Genomic DNA, 14,414 nt, shown 5'->3' on the forward strand with positions numbered 1-14,414 from the left:
CTCGATCGGCCGATGAGAGGGTGCTCTCGAGACCTTCATCGAACATCTGTTCGAAGTATCTCAGTACACGCTGACACTCCCGGCACTGTCAATCCGCGGCGAGCCGACCGGGTGACGTCGCAGGTCTCGGCTAGGTTCTCGTCGCCCGGCAGCGTCGCCGGCGTGGGACACCACCAGCACGGAGGGCACGTCATGGGAGTCGTCGTCGGGATCTACCGCCTCGCGCTGGCGGCGGTCACGTTCCTCGCACTGTTCTGGGCGCCGAGCACCGGCGTGACGTTCGACCTCGAGGACTACGTCTACTTCACCAACCAGTCGAACCTGCTGCTCGCCGTGGTGATGCTCTGGGGCGGCGTCGCCGTGCTCGCCCGGCGGGCCGAGCCGCCGCCGTGGCTGTTCGGCGCGGTGACGCTCTTCCTGCTCATCACCGGGCTCGTCTCCTACCTGATCCTCGACCCGGCCCCTCCGGGCGAGGAGGTCATCGCCCTCGGTCTCACCCACGACCAGCTGGTGCACCGCCTGACGCCGATCGCGACGTTCGTGCACTTCCTGCTCCTGGTCCCGCACCGCCGCCTGCGCATCCGCACCGCCGCGTACTGGCTGCTCTACCCGGTGGCGTACTGCTCGTTCAGCACGGTCCGGGGGCTGCTGAGCCCGACCAGCGACTACCCGTACGGCTTCGTCGACGTCTCGGAGCTCGGATACGGCGGGCTGGTGCTCAACGTGCTGATCTACGGCGTCGGCTTCTTCGTGCTCGGCCTGGTGCTCGTCGGCCTCGACCGGCTCCTGCCCGCGCGGGCGATCGTCGGCCGACGCGAACCCGAGCCGACCCCGCGCGCGTCGCTGGTCCCCGCGGAATGATGTCGCCATGTCCGTGAACCTCACCCGTCCCGTCGCCCCCGACCCGTACTCGCTGCTCCCGGCCGTCCCCGACTTCACGCTGACCAGCGACGACGTCGGCCCCGGCGAGCGCCTGCCGGACGTCCACACGAACACCGACGCCGGCAGCAACGTCTCGCCGCAGCTGTCCTGGGAAGGCTTCCCCGAGGCCACGCGGTCGTTCCTGATCAGCTGCTTCGACCCGGACGCGCCCGGCCCCGCCGGCTGGTGGCACTGGACCGTCGTCGACGTCCCGGTCACCACCACGTCGCTGGCCGCGGGTGCGGACCTGCCCGCCGGGGCGTTCGCGCTGCGCGGCGACGACGGGCAGGCCCGCTACGTCGGCGCCGCTCCCCCGCCCGGGGACCAGGCGCACCGCTACTTCTTCGTCGTGCACGCCCTCGACGTGCCGTCCCTCGGGCTCGGCCCGGACGCGATGCCGGGCGCCGCGAACACCGCCGTCACCTTCCACACGCTCGCGCGGGCGGTCCTCGTCGGGACCTACCAGCGGTGACGCTCGGCACGCTGACCTGGGTGCGCGCTCTCGACCGCCCTGACCTGCTCGCTGTCCCCACGCTCGCCGCGATCGAGGCGTGGGCCGCGATCGACCCGACCGTGGCCGAGGCGGTGCTCGTCACGGAGATCGACCCCGACCTCGCGGACACCGCCGCGCTGACCGAGGCCTACCGGCTGCCGCCTGCCGCATCGGCCAACTGCGTGCTCGTCGCCGGTCGGCGCGAGGGCGAGGAGCGGGTGGCCGCAGCCGTCGTCCGGGCGACCACCCGCGCGGACGTGAACTCCACCGTCAAGCGGCTGCTCGACGTCCGCAAGGCGTCCTTCCTGCCCATGGACCGCGCGGTCGAGGAGTCGGGCATGGAGTACGGCGGCATCACCCCGCTCGGGCTCCCCGCCCGCTACCGGGTGCTGGTGGACGGTCGCGTGGCCGTGGACGACCCCGACGCCGGGCCGACGGTGATCATCGGCAGCGGGATGCGCCGGTCGAAGCTCGCGCTGCCCGGGGCGCTCCTGGCCCGGGCGCCCGGCGTGGGCGTCATCGAGGGTCTCGCGCTCGCATAAACTTTCTTCGAGTAGCATCGGAGGCAAGTTTACGAGCGGGGAGGTGGGCATGGGCAGCTACGTCACACAGCAGTGGACGCCGCGCGCCACCGACGGCGTCCCGCGCCGGTTCACCCGCTCGGGCAGCTACCAGGCGTTCGTCCCCGACTCGCTGCTCGACCACGACCTGCCGCTCGACCCGGGCGTCACCATGCTCCTGGACGAGGCGGAGAGCCGCGCCCGGGAGGCCGCCGACCTGGCCGCGCACGCGGGCCTCGGGCAGATCGGCGACCTGCTCGTGCGCTCGGAAGCGGCCGCGTCCTCGCTGATCGAGGGGTACGAGCCGACGCCCCGAGCGGTCGCCGTCGCGGACTTCGTGGCACGCGGCCGCGAGTCCGCCGTCACCGTCGCCCGCACCCTGCACGCGGTGCGGGAGTCGGTGGAGCGTGCGCTGGACCCGGACGTCTCCCTCGTGTGGGACGTCGTGGAGCTCCAGCGGCTCATCGCACCGCGGCATGCGGGGGTGCGCACCGAGCCCGTCTGGATCGGCGGCCGGACCCCGCTCGAGGCGCACTACAACGCCCCGCCGCACGAGCTCGTGCCGGGGCTGCTCGACGACCTCGACGCGTACGTAGCCTCCCGCCGGCACCGCCCGGTGCTTGCCGCCGCCCTCGCGCACGCCCAGCTGGAGACCATCCACCCGTTCGCCGACGGCAACGGCCGCGCCGGCCGGGTCCTCATCGGGACCGTCCTGGCCCGCTACGGCGTCGCGCCACAGATCACTCTGCCCGTCAGCACCGCCCTCTTCCGGGACCGCGAGCGCTACTACGCCGCCCTGGACACCTACCGCCGCGGGGACCAGGGCGTCGCGATCGTGACGGTCGTCGCGGAGGCGGTCGTCGCGGCGGCCGCCGACGCGCTCGCGCTCTCCGGCCAGGTGACGGACTGGCAGAGCCGGCAGACCGACACCCTCGACGCCTACCTGCGGGACCGCTCGCCGACCGGGCGCGTCCGCCGCGGCGTCGCGCACCGGGTGGTCGCCGACCTCCCCACGCATCCCGTCCTCGATGCGGCGTCCGTGGCCGCGCGGTACGAGATCACGACGGTCGCGGCTCGGAACGCCCTCGACTCGCTGGCCGGCGCGGGGGTGCTCCGCACGGACCGGAAGGCGGACCGCACCCGCACGGTCTACGTGGCCACCGAGCTGCTGGAGCTCGTCGCGGAGCCGGGCACGCCCGAGGCCGAGGGCGTCGAGGTCGCCGTCGCACCGGTCGCACCGGGGCCGGAGACCGCGTGCGGCGCCTGGCTCCCCCGCGCCGGTCGCGCCTGCCGCCTGCCCCGCGGCCATCGGGGCCAGCACCGCTGACGTCAGTGCCTCTCGCTAGGGTGCGCGGCATGAGCCGGACGACCCACCGCGTCATCAGGGACAGGGCGGTGTGCCGCGCGCACGGGATCGCGGGCGTGCTGGTCCGGCCCGCCGCCGGTGCCGACACCGCCGTCGTGGTCATCGGCGGGTCCGAGGGCGGGATGCACGAGCGGGACGCCGTCGCGCTCGCGGAGGAAGGGTTCGCCGCGCTCGCCCTCGCCTACTTCGGGGCGGCCGGCGTCCCGCGGATGCTCCTCGACGTGCCCCTCGAGTACTTCAGTCGGGCGATCGACCTGCTCGAGGCGCAGGGGTTCGCACCCGGCTCGATCGGCCTGCTCGGCGGCTCCCGCGGCGGCGAGGCGGCGCTGCTGGTGGGCAGCCGCGACGAGCGCGTGGGGTCGGTGGTCAGCGTGGTCGGCAGCGGGGTCGTCACCGCCGGCATCGACTACGACGTGGGCCGGCTGGACCGGATCCTGCGGTCGTCCGGACCGGCGTGGACCGTGGACGGCGAGCCGCTGCCGTTCCTGCCGTACGCGGTCACGCAGGAGTTCCAGGAGGCGATCGAGCGCCACGACCCGATCGCGCTGCGCGACGGGTTCGCCCCGCTGCCGACCGACTCCGGCGAGCTGGAGCGCGTGAGCATCCCGGTCGAGCGCATCCGCGGCGGCGTCCTGCTGGTGGCCGCCGGCGACGACCAGATGTGGGACTCCCCGGCGTACCACCAGGTCGCCGCCGACCGCCTGGCCGATCACCCGTTCCCCTGGGCGAACGTCGTCCTTGACAGCGTCGGGCACCTGATCGCCGGGCCACCCGGCCACATCGCGACCAGCCAAGGCCCCGGTCCGGGCGTCACGTTCCGGTTCGGCGGCGACCCGGTCCTCACAGCCCACGCCCGCCGAGAGACGTGGGCGCGGACCATGGGCTTCCTGCGCTACACGCTCCCGCGTGACGATCCTGCGTGAACGCGGTCAGCCGTTCTGCCCACATCAGCCGGCCAACTCTGGGACCGTCTTCGCGTGATGGCAGAGGAGCGGTTCTGGGCACTGATCGACGAGCTCGGCGGGGTCGCCGACGACCGCGGCCGGCACCGCCTGTGGCTCGCGCTCCGCCGACTCGAGGACGGGAACGAGGTCCTGGCGTTCCACGACCGCTTCTCCGAGGTCCTCCACCGATTGGACCTTCGCTCGATCGCGACGCAGAGGTGGCGGGCCAGCGACCAACCGTGGTGGCTCCCGAGGGTTCCCGGCATCAGCGCCGACGGCTTCCTCTACGCACGCTGCGCGGCGGTCGCGGAGGGCCGGACGACGGTCGAGGCGATCCTCGCGGAGCATTCGGCGTTCCGACGTCGCTGGGAGCTGGCGGAAGAGCTGCTGACGGTCGCGCCGGAGGCGTACGAAGCGACGACCAAGCGCCCCTTCCCCTGGGACCGTGACGCTCCCTACAGCTACGAGACCGGGTCGAACGAGCTCGGCGGGTGGCGGCGCCGTGCGCTGCCACCCGGCAATCCTCAGTGATGCGCCTGGGGAGGCGGCTTCACTGCACCCGGGTCGCCCAGAACGCGACCGCGGCGGCCGCGGCGACGTTGAGCGAGTCCACGCCGCCAGCCATCGGGATCCGCACCACCAGGTCGGACTCGGCGACGGTCACCGGCTTGAGCCCGTGCCCCTCGGCCCCGAGCACGAGAGCGAGCCGCTCGGGCGGGTCGGCCACCAGGGCGTCGAGGGTGATCGCGTCGTCCGACAGCGCCATCGCCGCGGTGACGAACCCGGCCTCGCGCAGCACGGCGATGCCCTCGGGCCAGGGGTCGATCCGCGTCCACGGCACCTGGAACACGGTCCCCATCGACACGCGGACGGACCGACGGTACAGCGGGTCGGCGCAGCGCGGGGTGACCAGCACGGCGTCCACGCCGAGCGCCGCGGCGGACCGGAAGGCGGCGCCGACGTTGGTGTGGTCGACGATGTCCTCGAGCACCGCAACCCGACGCGCGCCGACCAGCAGCTCCGAGACGGGCGCGAGCGGCGGCCGGTGCATCGCGGCGAGCGCCCCGCGGTGGACGTGGAACCCGGTGATCGCCTCGAGCACGGGCTCCTCGGCCACGTACACGGGGACGACCACGTCGTCGGCCGGCAGGCTCGCCAGCAGCCGCTCCAGGTCCGGCAGCCACCGCGGGGACAGCAGGACCGACCGCGGCCGGTGCCCGGCGGCGAGCGCGCGACCGAGGACCGTGGAGCTCTCGGCGATGTAGAGGCCCTTGGCGGGCTCCTGCCGCGAGCGCAGCGCGACGTCGGTCAGGGAGACGTAGTCGGCGAGGCGCTCGTCGGCGGGGTCGGTGACGGGCTGGACGGAGGCGACGGGCACGGGCTCATCCTTCCAGCCGGACGACGACCTCCCCGTCGCGCTCCAGCGAGAACGCCGTCCCGTCGACGGTGTAGGTGCCGAGGAACCCACTCACCGGCACGCGTCCCGTCGAGGAGGTCCGCAGTGTCGTCGGCGCCAGCCACCACTCGTCCTTCACCAGCCGACGCAGCGCGTCGTACGCGGGCTTGGGCGTGCCGTCGGCCCGTACCAGCCCGCCGGGTGCGCCCAGCCACGCGCCCTCGTCGGTGATCCCCCAGTACGTCGCGGCCTGCACCGCCGGGTGCCCGACCAGGGTGCGGTAGTGCCGCTCGATCTCGTCCGCCTGCCGCGCCTCGGCGTCGGGCGTCGACGGCCACGACGCGACCTGGTGGTCGTTGAGGTCCTCGATGTGCGCGGGCATGAGCTCGCCCGACAGCAACGTGGTCTCGGTCAGGTGCAGCGGGAGCCCGAAGCGCGCGAACCGGTCCAGGATCGCCAGCGTCTTCCCCTCACCCCAGTAGCCCTGGTGCATGTGGCTCTGGAGCCCGATCGCGTCGACCTGGATGCCCGCCTCGAGCACCCCCTCGATGAGGCACTCGTACGCGGTGGACATGTCGAAGTCGTTCAGCAGCAGGGTGGCCGACGGGTTGGTCTGGCGGGCGGCGTCGAACGCCAGCCGGATGGTGGGGATGCGTCCGCGGTCCCAGGCCAGCCGGGTCAGCCCGTTGGGCTCCTTGTCGAACACCGGCATGATCACGACCTCGTTGATCACGTCCCAGGTGTCGATCACCCCGGCGAAGTCCGCGACCTCCCGGCGGATCCGGGCGTCCTGGGCGTCGGCGATCTCGTCCGTCGTCAGGTCCAGCAGCCACGGTGCGCCGACCGTGTGCCAGGCCAGCGGGTGCCCCTTGACGACGACGCCGCGGTCGGCGAACCAGCGTGCCGCGGTGAGCAGCCGTGCGGTGTCCGGCCGGCCGCGCACCGGCTCGAAGCCGCCCCAGTAGAACGGGAGCGTCGCGGCGTTGAACACGTCGAGCCAGAGGTCGGCGAGGGCGCCCGCGGAACCGGCCGACGACGTCTCCGAGGCGTCGCCCTCACCGTTGGCCGGCCCGACGAAGTCGAACCCGATGTTGCCGAACAGGAACGCGTGCCGTTCCTGGGCGACCACGACGTCGGTGTCGGCGAGCGGGTGGCCGGCGCTGTCGAGGACGGTGACGACGACGTCGGCGCGCCGGTGGCTGAGCGTGGGCATGGGCCCAGCGTGCCATGCTCGATAACGTTATCGATCCGCCACGCTGGGCTCCATCTCGACGGAGGCGCGGGGGGTCCGGCGGGCAGCCCGGCCGCCCAGGAACGCCACGACCGCGCCGACGAGCGCGATGACCGGCACCACGACGAACGCCTGGTGGGTCCCGACGGCGTCGGACAGGGCGCCGAGCGCGAAGGGGGCCACCCCGATCGCCACACCGCCTGCGAGCGTCGCGAGCGCCTGCGTGGCGTCGGCGCGACCGGGCGCGGTGGCCAGCAGGAGCGCGATGGACAGCGGGTACTGCGCGCCGTACCCGAGCCCGGCGACGAACAGGCCCACGATCGCGACGGTCGGCGTGGTCGCGGTCCACAGGATCGCCCAGCCCCCGATCGCGACGAGGAACGCGACCGCCAGCAGCATCGTCGGTGCCACCCGCAGCGACAGCGGACCGACCACGAACCGGATGAGCGACATGCCGGCCACCAGGCCCGCGGTGGTGGCTGCGGCGATGCCCGGTCCGGCGCCGGTCTGCTCGATCACCAGGCCGGTCGCCCAGTAGGTGGTGGCGAACTCCAGCGCGATCGCCGCGACGAGGGTGCCCAGGAAGAAGCGCGCAGGCAGCGACAGGACCGCGCGGACCGGTGACGGCGCGGGCGGGCCGGCCGGGTCGACCACGTCCGGCGGGGTCATCGCACCTCCCACGGGGATCCTGGTGATGACGAACGCCGTGGCCACTGCCAGGACGGCCGTGATCGCGACCGCAGGACGCCATCCCCATCCGACGGCGACGCAGGCACCGACCGCCAGCGGGCCGAGCAGGCCGACCGACGAGCCGACGCCGTTGCCCTCGGTCAGCGCCGCGGACGCCTTGCTGCCGTGCCGCAGGGCGAGCCCCGCCTGTGCGGCGCTGATGGCGATGTTCCCCCCGATCGCCATGACGAACATGCCCGCCAGGCTCCAGCCGAGCGCGGGTGCCGCGACCAGTCCGGTCGTCCCGGCCGCGATGCACACGCACGCGATGACGACCGCGGCACGGCGGCCCCACCTGCGAACGAGCCTCGGCGTGAGGAACGCGGCGAGGATGCCACCGATCGCCATCGCCGTCCCGTGCAGTCCCGCCTGAGCGTCGCTGATACCTAGCTCGTCCGCGAGCAGCGGCACGCTCGGGTTGAAGCTGTACAGGAGCCAGCCCCACACCACGAACGGCCCGTAGAGCGCGAGAGTCAGCCGGTCGCGTGGGAAGCCCGTCCGGGGCGCGGGCATGGTCACGGCCCGAGCGTACGTGCCGTCAGAGGGGCCCTCGTGGGCCGTCAGTCCACCGGCGCCACCGCGGCGGCGAACTGGCTCGCGTACAGCCGGGCGTAGGCGCCGTCGGCGGCGAGCAGCTCGTCGTGCGACCCCTGCTCGACGATCGCGCCGTCCTCCATGACGAGGATGGTGTCGGCGTCGCGGATGGTGGACAGCCGGTGCGCGATGACGAACGAGGTGCGCCCGTGCCGCAGGGCGTTCATCGCCTGCTGGACCAGCACCTCGGTGCGGGTGTCGACCGATGACGTCGCCTCGTCGAGGATGAGGATCGCCGGGTCGGCCAGGAACGCGCGCGCGATGGTGAGCAGCTGCTTCTCGCCCGCCGAGACGTTCGAGCCCTCGTCGTCGACCTTCGTGTCGTAGCCGTCGGGCAGCGTCCGCACGAACTTGTCCACGTGGGTCGCCTCCGCCGCTGCGACGATCTCCTCCTGGGTCGCCCCGTCGGCGCCGTAGGCGATGTTCTCCGCCAGGGTGCCGCCGAACAGCCAGGTGTCCTGGAGCACCATGCCCATCTGCGAGCGCAGCGCGTCCCGGGTCAGCTCCCGGGTGTCCACGCCGTCGAGCGTGATCCGGCCGCCGTCCACCTCGTAGAACCGCATGAGCAGGTTCACCAGCGTCGTCTTGCCGGCACCCGTGGGGCCGACGATCGCGATGGTCTGGCCCGGCTCGGCCACCAGCGACAGGTCCTCGATGAGCGGCTTGTCCGGCGAGTAGCTGAACGCCACGTGCTCGAAGGCGACCCGCCCCCGGGTGGGCTGGACGGGCGGCGTCGGGTCCGCCGGGTCGGGTGACTGCTCGGCGGCGTCGAGCAGCTCGAACACCCGCTCCACCGACGCGACCCCGGACTGCAGCAGGTTGGCCATCGAGGCGATCTGCGTGATCGGCTGCGTGAACTGGCGGCTGTACTGGATGAACGCCTGCACGTCACCGAGCGTCATGGTGCCCGACGCGACGCGCAGCCCGCCGACGACCGCGACGATCACGTAGTTGAGGTTGGAGACGAACCCGAGCGCCGGCTGGATGATCCCGGAGATGAACTGGGCCCGGAAGCTCGCGTCGTAGAGCTTCTCGTTCCGCTCGGCGAACACCTCGGCCGCCTCGGCCTGCCGCCCGAACACGGTCACCAGCGCGTGGCCCGTGAACATCTCCTCGATGTGTGCGTTCAACTTGCCGGTCCACGCCCACTGCTCCATGAACTGCGGCCGGGACCGCTTGGCGATGGCGCCGGCGATCAGCACCGAGAGCGGCACGGTGACCAGTGCGATCACCGCGAGCAGCGGCGAGATGAGGAACATCATCACCAGCACGCCGACCACGGTGAGCACCGAGGTGATCAGCTGCGAGAGCGTCTGCTGGAGCGTCTGCGCCACGTTGTCGATGTCGTTGGTCACCCGGCTGAGCAGCTCGCCGCGCGGCTGGGAGTCGAGGTACCGCAGCGGCAGCCGCGACAGCTTCGCCTCCACCCGCTGGCGCAGCCCGTACACGACGCGCTGCACGACGACCGCGGTCAGCCGCCCCTGGAGCCAGCCGAACAGGAACGAGCCCACGTAGATGAGCAGCACGACCATGAGCAGCTGCCACAGGCGGTCGAAGTCGATCCCCACGCCGGGCACGGCCCCGCTGCCGGCGACGACGTCCGCGAACGTGTCCTGCCCGCTCGCACGCAGCGCCGAGACCGCCTGGTCGGTCGTGGTGCCGGCCGGGAACGCGGCGCCCAGCTGGGTGCCGATGACCCCGTCGAAGATGATGTTCGTGGCGTTGCCCAGCAGCTTGGGCCCGATGACCGCGAGCACCACCGACGCGACAGCCAGGGCGACGATGAGCACCATCGGCAGCCGCTCGCCGCGCATCTCGCGCAGGAAGCGGCCGGCGGACCCGCGGAAGTTCATCGACTTCTCGACGGGCATGCCCATCGACATCATCGGGCCGCCGGGACCGCGGCGGACGGGCGGGATGCGCTGCGTCTGGGTGCTCATGCCGCCTCCTCCACGCTGACCTGCGAGTACACGATCTCCCGGTAGGTCTCCGAGGACTCCAGCAGCTCGGCGTGCGTGCCGACCCCGACCACCAGACCGTCCTCCATGACGACGATGCTGTCCGCGTGCCGGATCGTGGCCACGCGCTGCGCGATGACCAGCACGGTGGCCTCCCGGGTCTCCGGCACCAGTGCCGCCCGCAGCCGCGCGTCCGTGGCGTAGTCGAGCGCGGAGAACGAGTCGTCGAACAGGTAGATGTTCGGCCGTCGCACCAGGGCTCTGGCGATGGCGAGCCGTTGTCGCTGCCCGCCGGAGACGTTGGTACCGCCCTGCGCGATCTCCGCGTCGAGCCCGCCCTCGAGCGCCTCGACGAAGTCGCGGGCCTGCGCGACCTCGAGCGCGTGCCAGAGCTCGTCGTCGGACGCCCCCGACCGGCCGTACTCGAGGTTGGAGCGGACCGTGCCGACGAAGAGGAAGGGCTTCTGCGGGACCAGGCCGATCTGGGTCCACAGCTGGTCGGCGTCGAGCGCGCGCACGTCGACGCCGTCGATGAGCACCTCGCCGCCGGTCACGTCGAACAGCCGCGGGATCAGGTTGAGCAGGGTCGTCTTGCCGGCACCCGTGGAGCCGATGATGGCCGTGGTCCTGCCCGGCTCGGCCACCAGGTCCACTCCGTGCAGCACCGCGCGCTCGGCACCCGGGTAACGGAACTCGACGCCGCGCAGCTCCAGGAGGCCCGGCCGAGACTCCGCACCGGTCCGCAGCGTGGCCGGCTGCGCGGGCGGCACCACCGAGGTGCTGGTCAGCAGCACCTCACCGATGCGCTCGGCCGACACGACGGCCCGCGGGACCATCACGAACATCATCGTCGACATCATCACGGCCATGAGGATGTACGCGATGTAGGACAGGAACGCGGTGAGCTGCCCGATCATCAGGTGGCCCGCGTCGATGCGCTCCGCACCGAACCACAGGACGGCGACGGTCGTGGCATTGAGCACCAGCATGACCGCCGGGAACATCAGCGCCATGAGCTTGCCCACGCGGAGCGAGGTGTCGTAGAGGTCGGTGTTCGCCCCGTCGAACCGGGCGGACTCCCGGCGCTCGCGCACGAACGCCCGCACCACCCGGACGCCCGCGATCTGCTCGCGGAGCACCCGGTTGATGGCGTCGATCCGCTTCTGCATGGTCCGGAAGTACGGGATCATCCGCGTGACGATCAGGGCGATGACGACGCCGAGCACGGGCACCGAGACCAGGAGCACGGCCGACAGCCCGACGTCCTCGCGCATGGCCATCACCACGCCGCCGACCAGCATGATCGGCGCCATGATCATCAGGGTGAACGTCAGCAGCACCACCATCTGCACCTGCTGCACGTCGTTCGTCGTGCGGGTGATGAGCGTCGGCGCACCGAACTTGGCGACCTCCTGCTCGGAGAACGTCTGCACGTGCCCGAACAGCCGCTTGCGCACGTCGCGGCCGAACGCCATGGCGGTCCGGGAGCCGAAGTAGACGGCGATCACCGCGGCGACCACCTGCACCAGGCTCACCGCGAGCATCACGCCGCCGAGCCGCATGATCTCCGCCGTGTCGCCCTGGGCCACGCCGTCGTCGATGATCCGCGCGTTCAGGCTGGGCAGGTAGAGCGTCGCGATCGTCTGCACCAGCTGGAGCACGACCACGGCGACCACCGCGCCCTGGTAGGGCGCGAGGTGCTCCTTGAGCAGCTTGACGAGCATCACGCGCTCCTGTCGGTCGGGGTGGGGGCGAGCACGCCGTGCAGGATCAGGTCGATGAGCTGCTCGTGATCCGGGGGGCCGGCGTCGAGCCCGCGCCGGGCGGCGTCGACGGTACGCATGGTGGCGCCGATGAGCACGGTGTTGAAGAGCTCGATGACGTCGGTGACCGGCAGGCGCAGCAGGGCCGCGTCGGGCTCCAGCAGCTCGGCGACGGCCGCGGTGACGGCGGCGGTCCCGGCCTGCTGCCGACGCCCCCACTGCCGGATCGCCGCCTCGCGGTGCTCCGCTGAGGGGCCGGCGGGCTCGAGCCGGCCGACCTCGTGCAGGAGGCCCATCCACCGCATCGACTCGCCGACGTGCGAGTGCGCCTGCCGCATCAGCGTGCTCAGCTTCTCGCGCAGGGGCAGCGTGCGGTCGATCGTCAGGACCTCTGGCACGGAGTCCGCGGGGTCGATCGCCGCGAGCACCGCCTCGCGGATCAGGGTCACCTTGTCGGTGAACACCCGGAAGAGCGTGCCCTCCGCGACGCCGGCCGCCTCGGCGAGCTCGCGGGACGTGACGGCGGCCCCGCGCTCGAGGAGCACGGGACGGACGGCCAGCAGGATCGCCGCGCGCCGCTCGTCGGGAGGCAGCGGCGTCGCGCGCCCCGAGCGGGCCGGGACCGGGTCGGTGAAGGTCTCCACGCGGCGAGGGTAACTGAGTGAGTGCTCACTCCGGTACACCAGCCTTGTTCGCTGTGAGCGAACATGCCGCAGGGCCGGACCATGGCGGTCCGGCCCTGCGAGCGTCAGACGGTCGGCGCGTCCTCGGGCGGGGGCTCGGGCGCCCGCGGGGGCACCGCTCCCCCGCCGGGCCGCTGACCGAGCTCCACGGAGGGGTCGAACGGCAGACCGCTCAGGGTGCCCGAGCTCGTGGCGTCGGCAGTCGCCGCCGCCGACTCCCGTCGCGCCTCGGCGAGCGCCTCGGCCGGATCCGTCAGCGTGGTCGGCGGCAGGTCGTCGCCCAGGGGCGAGGTCCCGGCGGGCCTGCCCGAGTCGGACACTCCCCCGTCGCTCCCGGTGAACGCGCCGCCGAACCCCTTGGCGAACGTGCCGAGCGCGCTGGTGAGCTCGGACGGCAGGAACCACATCTTGTTCGACGGGGTCGCCGCGATCTTCGGCAGCATCTGGAGGTACTGGTACGCCAGCAGCTTCGGGTCGGCGTCGCCACGGTGCACGGCGTCGAACACCTGGAGGATGGCACGGGCCTCGCCCTCGGCGGTGAGGATCGCCGCCTGGGCACCACCCTCGGCCCGCAGGATCGCGGCCTGCTTCTCGCCCTCGGCGGTGAGGATCTGCGACTGCTTGAAGCCCTCGGCCGTGAGGATCGCCGCACGACGGTCACGCTCGGCGCGCATCTGCTGCTCCATCGAGCCCTTGATGGACTCCGGCGGGTCGATCGACTTGAGCTCGACGCGGTTCACGCGCACACCCCAGCGACCGGTCGCCTCGTCGAGCACGCCACGCAGCTGGCCGTTGATCTGGTCACGGCTGGTCAGCGTCTGCTCGAGGTCCATCGACCCGACGACGTTGCGCAGCGTGGTGACGGTGAGCTGCTCGATGCCCTGGATGTAGTTGGCGATCTCGTAGACCGCCGACTTGGGCTCGGTCACCTGGAAGTAGATGACCGTGTCGATGCTCACCACGAGGTTGTCCGAGGTGATCACGGGCTGCGGAGGGAACGACACCACCTGCTCGCGCAGGTCGACGCCGGCCCGCACGCGGTCGACGAACGGGATGAGCAGGTGCAGGCCGGCATCCAGCGTGCGGGAGTAGCGCCCGAGCCGCTCGACGATGATCGCGACGGCCTGCGGCACGATCTTGACCGCCCGCACCAGCGCGATGACGACGAACAGCAGGACCAGCCCCAGCACGATGTAGAGAGCGATCTGCCCACTGCCCAAGCCGTCCATGAATCCTCCAGAAGGGTCACTCGCGGGCGAGCTGCCCGCGGTCGTGCAGGGCTCAGGCGCCGACGACGGGGACGACGACAGCCGTCGCTCCGTCGATACGGGACACCCGCACCTCGGTGCCCGGCAGGATCGCCTCGGCGGCATCCGCCCGGGCGCTCCACACCTCACCGTTGAGCTTCACGCGGCCACCCTCGACGGTGACGGTCGAGACGACCACCGCGTCGCGGCCGACCAGTGCCGCGGCGTTGGTCTCCACCAACGGCATCCGGTCCCTCAGGTGCCGCAAGAGCCACGGACGGAGCGTGAAGAGCAGGATGACCGAGGTCAGCGCGGCGACGATGAACTGCACCGGCACCGTGGCACCGAACCAGTAGGCGATCGCACCGGCGATGGCCCCGCCGGCGAACATCGCGAGCACCAGGTCGAGCGAGAGCATCTCCAGGATGCCCAGCACGAGCGCTGCTCCGATCCACCACAGCCAACCCATCGCGGCCCACTCCCTCGGTCAGGCAGGTCCCGACTCCGGAGCCTGCTGTCCAACCGATAC

At 72.3% G+C, this 14,414-nt stretch carries 14 protein-coding genes; 6 read left to right on the plus strand and 8 right to left on the minus strand.

All coding sequences use genetic code 11. From position 1 onward, the window contains the following. Nucleotides 1-192 precede the first annotated feature (192 nt). The 6 genes from HP550_RS21570 to HP550_RS21595 are packed head-to-tail and all read left to right on the plus strand — an operon-like array spanning nucleotide 193 to nucleotide 4,815. Nucleotides 193-861: a Pr6Pr family membrane protein gene (locus HP550_RS21570; protein WP_175349722.1), complete on the plus strand. Its 669-nt coding sequence runs from the start codon at nucleotides 193-195 to the stop codon at nucleotides 859-861. Between the two features lie 7 nt (nucleotides 862-868). Beyond that, nucleotides 869-1,393 carry a YbhB/YbcL family Raf kinase inhibitor-like protein gene (locus tag HP550_RS21575; RefSeq protein ID WP_175349723.1) on the plus strand — a complete coding sequence of 175 codons (525 nt, stop codon included), beginning with the start codon at nucleotides 869-871 and terminating at the stop codon, nucleotides 1,391-1,393. Continuing rightward, complete coding sequence (locus tag HP550_RS21580) at nucleotides 1,390-1,956, plus strand: YbaK/EbsC family protein (RefSeq protein ID WP_175349724.1); 567 nt, start codon at nucleotides 1,390-1,392, stop codon at nucleotides 1,954-1,956. The genes HP550_RS21575 and HP550_RS21580 overlap by 4 nt, the downstream gene beginning before the upstream one ends. Before the next feature lie 49 nt (nucleotides 1,957-2,005). Further along, complete coding sequence (locus HP550_RS21585; protein WP_175349725.1) at nucleotides 2,006-3,301, plus strand: Fic family protein; 1,296 nt, start codon at nucleotides 2,006-2,008, stop codon at nucleotides 3,299-3,301. Between the two features lie 29 nt (nucleotides 3,302-3,330). Beyond that, the gene (locus tag HP550_RS21590; protein WP_175349726.1) at nucleotides 3,331-4,263 is read left to right on the plus strand and encodes an alpha/beta hydrolase; all 933 of its coding nucleotides are present in this window, start codon (nucleotides 3,331-3,333) and stop codon (nucleotides 4,261-4,263) included. Nucleotides 4,264-4,320: 57 nt separating this feature from the next. Continuing rightward, nucleotides 4,321-4,815, plus strand: coding sequence for a DUF4240 domain-containing protein (locus HP550_RS21595; protein ID WP_246281218.1), 495 nt, complete (start codon nucleotides 4,321-4,323; stop codon nucleotides 4,813-4,815). 19 nt (nucleotides 4,816-4,834) lie between these two features. On the opposite strand, the gene HP550_RS21600 is transcribed toward HP550_RS21595, so the two are convergent. The 8 genes from HP550_RS21600 to HP550_RS21635 all read right to left on the minus strand — a co-directional run bounded on the left by HP550_RS21600 (nucleotide 4,835) and on the right by HP550_RS21635 (nucleotide 14,354). Beyond that, on the minus strand, nucleotides 4,835-5,662 hold the full coding sequence (locus HP550_RS21600; protein ID WP_175349728.1) for a TrmH family RNA methyltransferase: 828 nt from the start codon (nucleotides 5,660-5,662) through the stop codon (nucleotides 4,835-4,837). Between the two features lie 4 nt (nucleotides 5,663-5,666). After that, complete coding sequence (locus HP550_RS21605; protein WP_175349729.1) at nucleotides 5,667-6,893, minus strand: endo-1,4-beta-xylanase; 1,227 nt, start codon at nucleotides 6,891-6,893, stop codon at nucleotides 5,667-5,669. A gap of 27 nt (nucleotides 6,894-6,920) precedes the next feature. Then, nucleotides 6,921-8,153: an MFS transporter gene (locus tag HP550_RS21610; RefSeq protein WP_175349803.1), complete on the minus strand. Its 1,233-nt coding sequence runs from the start codon at nucleotides 8,151-8,153 to the stop codon at nucleotides 6,921-6,923. A 47-nt stretch (nucleotides 8,154-8,200) separates the two neighbouring features. After that, a complete protein-coding gene (locus HP550_RS21615) occupies nucleotides 8,201-10,174 on the minus strand; it encodes an ABC transporter ATP-binding protein (protein WP_175349730.1) in 1,974 nt (657 codons plus the stop codon). Further along, nucleotides 10,171-11,916 carry an ABC transporter ATP-binding protein gene (locus tag HP550_RS21620; RefSeq protein ID WP_175349731.1) on the minus strand — a complete coding sequence of 582 codons (1,746 nt, stop codon included), beginning with the start codon at nucleotides 11,914-11,916 and terminating at the stop codon, nucleotides 10,171-10,173. The genes HP550_RS21615 and HP550_RS21620 overlap by 4 nt, the downstream gene beginning before the upstream one ends. Next, nucleotides 11,916-12,599, minus strand: coding sequence for a TetR/AcrR family transcriptional regulator (locus HP550_RS21625; RefSeq protein ID WP_343048320.1), 684 nt, complete (start codon nucleotides 12,597-12,599; stop codon nucleotides 11,916-11,918). Before HP550_RS21625 ends, HP550_RS21620 begins: the two co-directional genes overlap by 1 nt. Before the next feature lie 104 nt (nucleotides 12,600-12,703). Further along, complete coding sequence (locus tag HP550_RS21630) at nucleotides 12,704-13,867, minus strand: SPFH domain-containing protein (protein ID WP_175349732.1); 1,164 nt, start codon at nucleotides 13,865-13,867, stop codon at nucleotides 12,704-12,706. Between the two features lie 52 nt (nucleotides 13,868-13,919). Beyond that, entirely contained in the window at nucleotides 13,920-14,354 is a 435-nt protein-coding gene (locus HP550_RS21635) for an NfeD family protein (RefSeq protein WP_175349733.1), read from the minus strand. Nucleotides 14,355-14,414 lie beyond the last annotated feature (60 nt).

This window comes from Cellulomonas humilata (assembly GCF_013359775.1).
Classification (GTDB): domain Bacteria; phylum Actinomycetota; class Actinomycetes; order Actinomycetales; family Cellulomonadaceae; genus Cellulomonas; species Cellulomonas humilata.

What these genes read in the sequence shown, in the direction of transcription:
- HP550_RS21610 (WP_175349803.1), bottom strand. Translation starts at nt 8,153, where the DNA reads ATGCCCGCGCCCCGGACGGGCTTCCCACGCGACCGGCTGACTCTCGCG.
- HP550_RS21575 (WP_175349723.1), top strand. Translation starts at nt 869, where the DNA reads ATGTCCGTGAACCTCACCCGTCCCGTCGCCCCCGACCCGTACTCGCTG.
- HP550_RS21590 (WP_175349726.1), top strand. Translation starts at nt 3,331, where the DNA reads ATGAGCCGGACGACCCACCGCGTCATCAGGGACAGGGCGGTGTGCCGC.
- HP550_RS21595 (WP_246281218.1), top strand. Translation starts at nt 4,321, where the DNA reads ATGGCAGAGGAGCGGTTCTGGGCACTGATCGACGAGCTCGGCGGGGTC.
- HP550_RS21570 (WP_175349722.1), top strand. Translation starts at nt 193, where the DNA reads ATGGGAGTCGTCGTCGGGATCTACCGCCTCGCGCTGGCGGCGGTCACG.
- HP550_RS21620 (WP_175349731.1), bottom strand. Translation starts at nt 11,916, where the DNA reads ATGCTCGTCAAGCTGCTCAAGGAGCACCTCGCGCCCTACCAGGGCGCG.
- HP550_RS21630 (WP_175349732.1), bottom strand. Translation starts at nt 13,867, where the DNA reads ATGGACGGCTTGGGCAGTGGGCAGATCGCTCTCTACATCGTGCTGGGG.
- HP550_RS21605 (WP_175349729.1), bottom strand. Translation starts at nt 6,893, where the DNA reads ATGCCCACGCTCAGCCACCGGCGCGCCGACGTCGTCGTCACCGTCCTC.
- HP550_RS21635 (WP_175349733.1), bottom strand. Translation starts at nt 14,354, where the DNA reads ATGGGTTGGCTGTGGTGGATCGGAGCAGCGCTCGTGCTGGGCATCCTG.
- HP550_RS21615 (WP_175349730.1), bottom strand. Translation starts at nt 10,174, where the DNA reads ATGAGCACCCAGACGCAGCGCATCCCGCCCGTCCGCCGCGGTCCCGGC.
- HP550_RS21585 (WP_175349725.1), top strand. Translation starts at nt 2,006, where the DNA reads ATGGGCAGCTACGTCACACAGCAGTGGACGCCGCGCGCCACCGACGGC.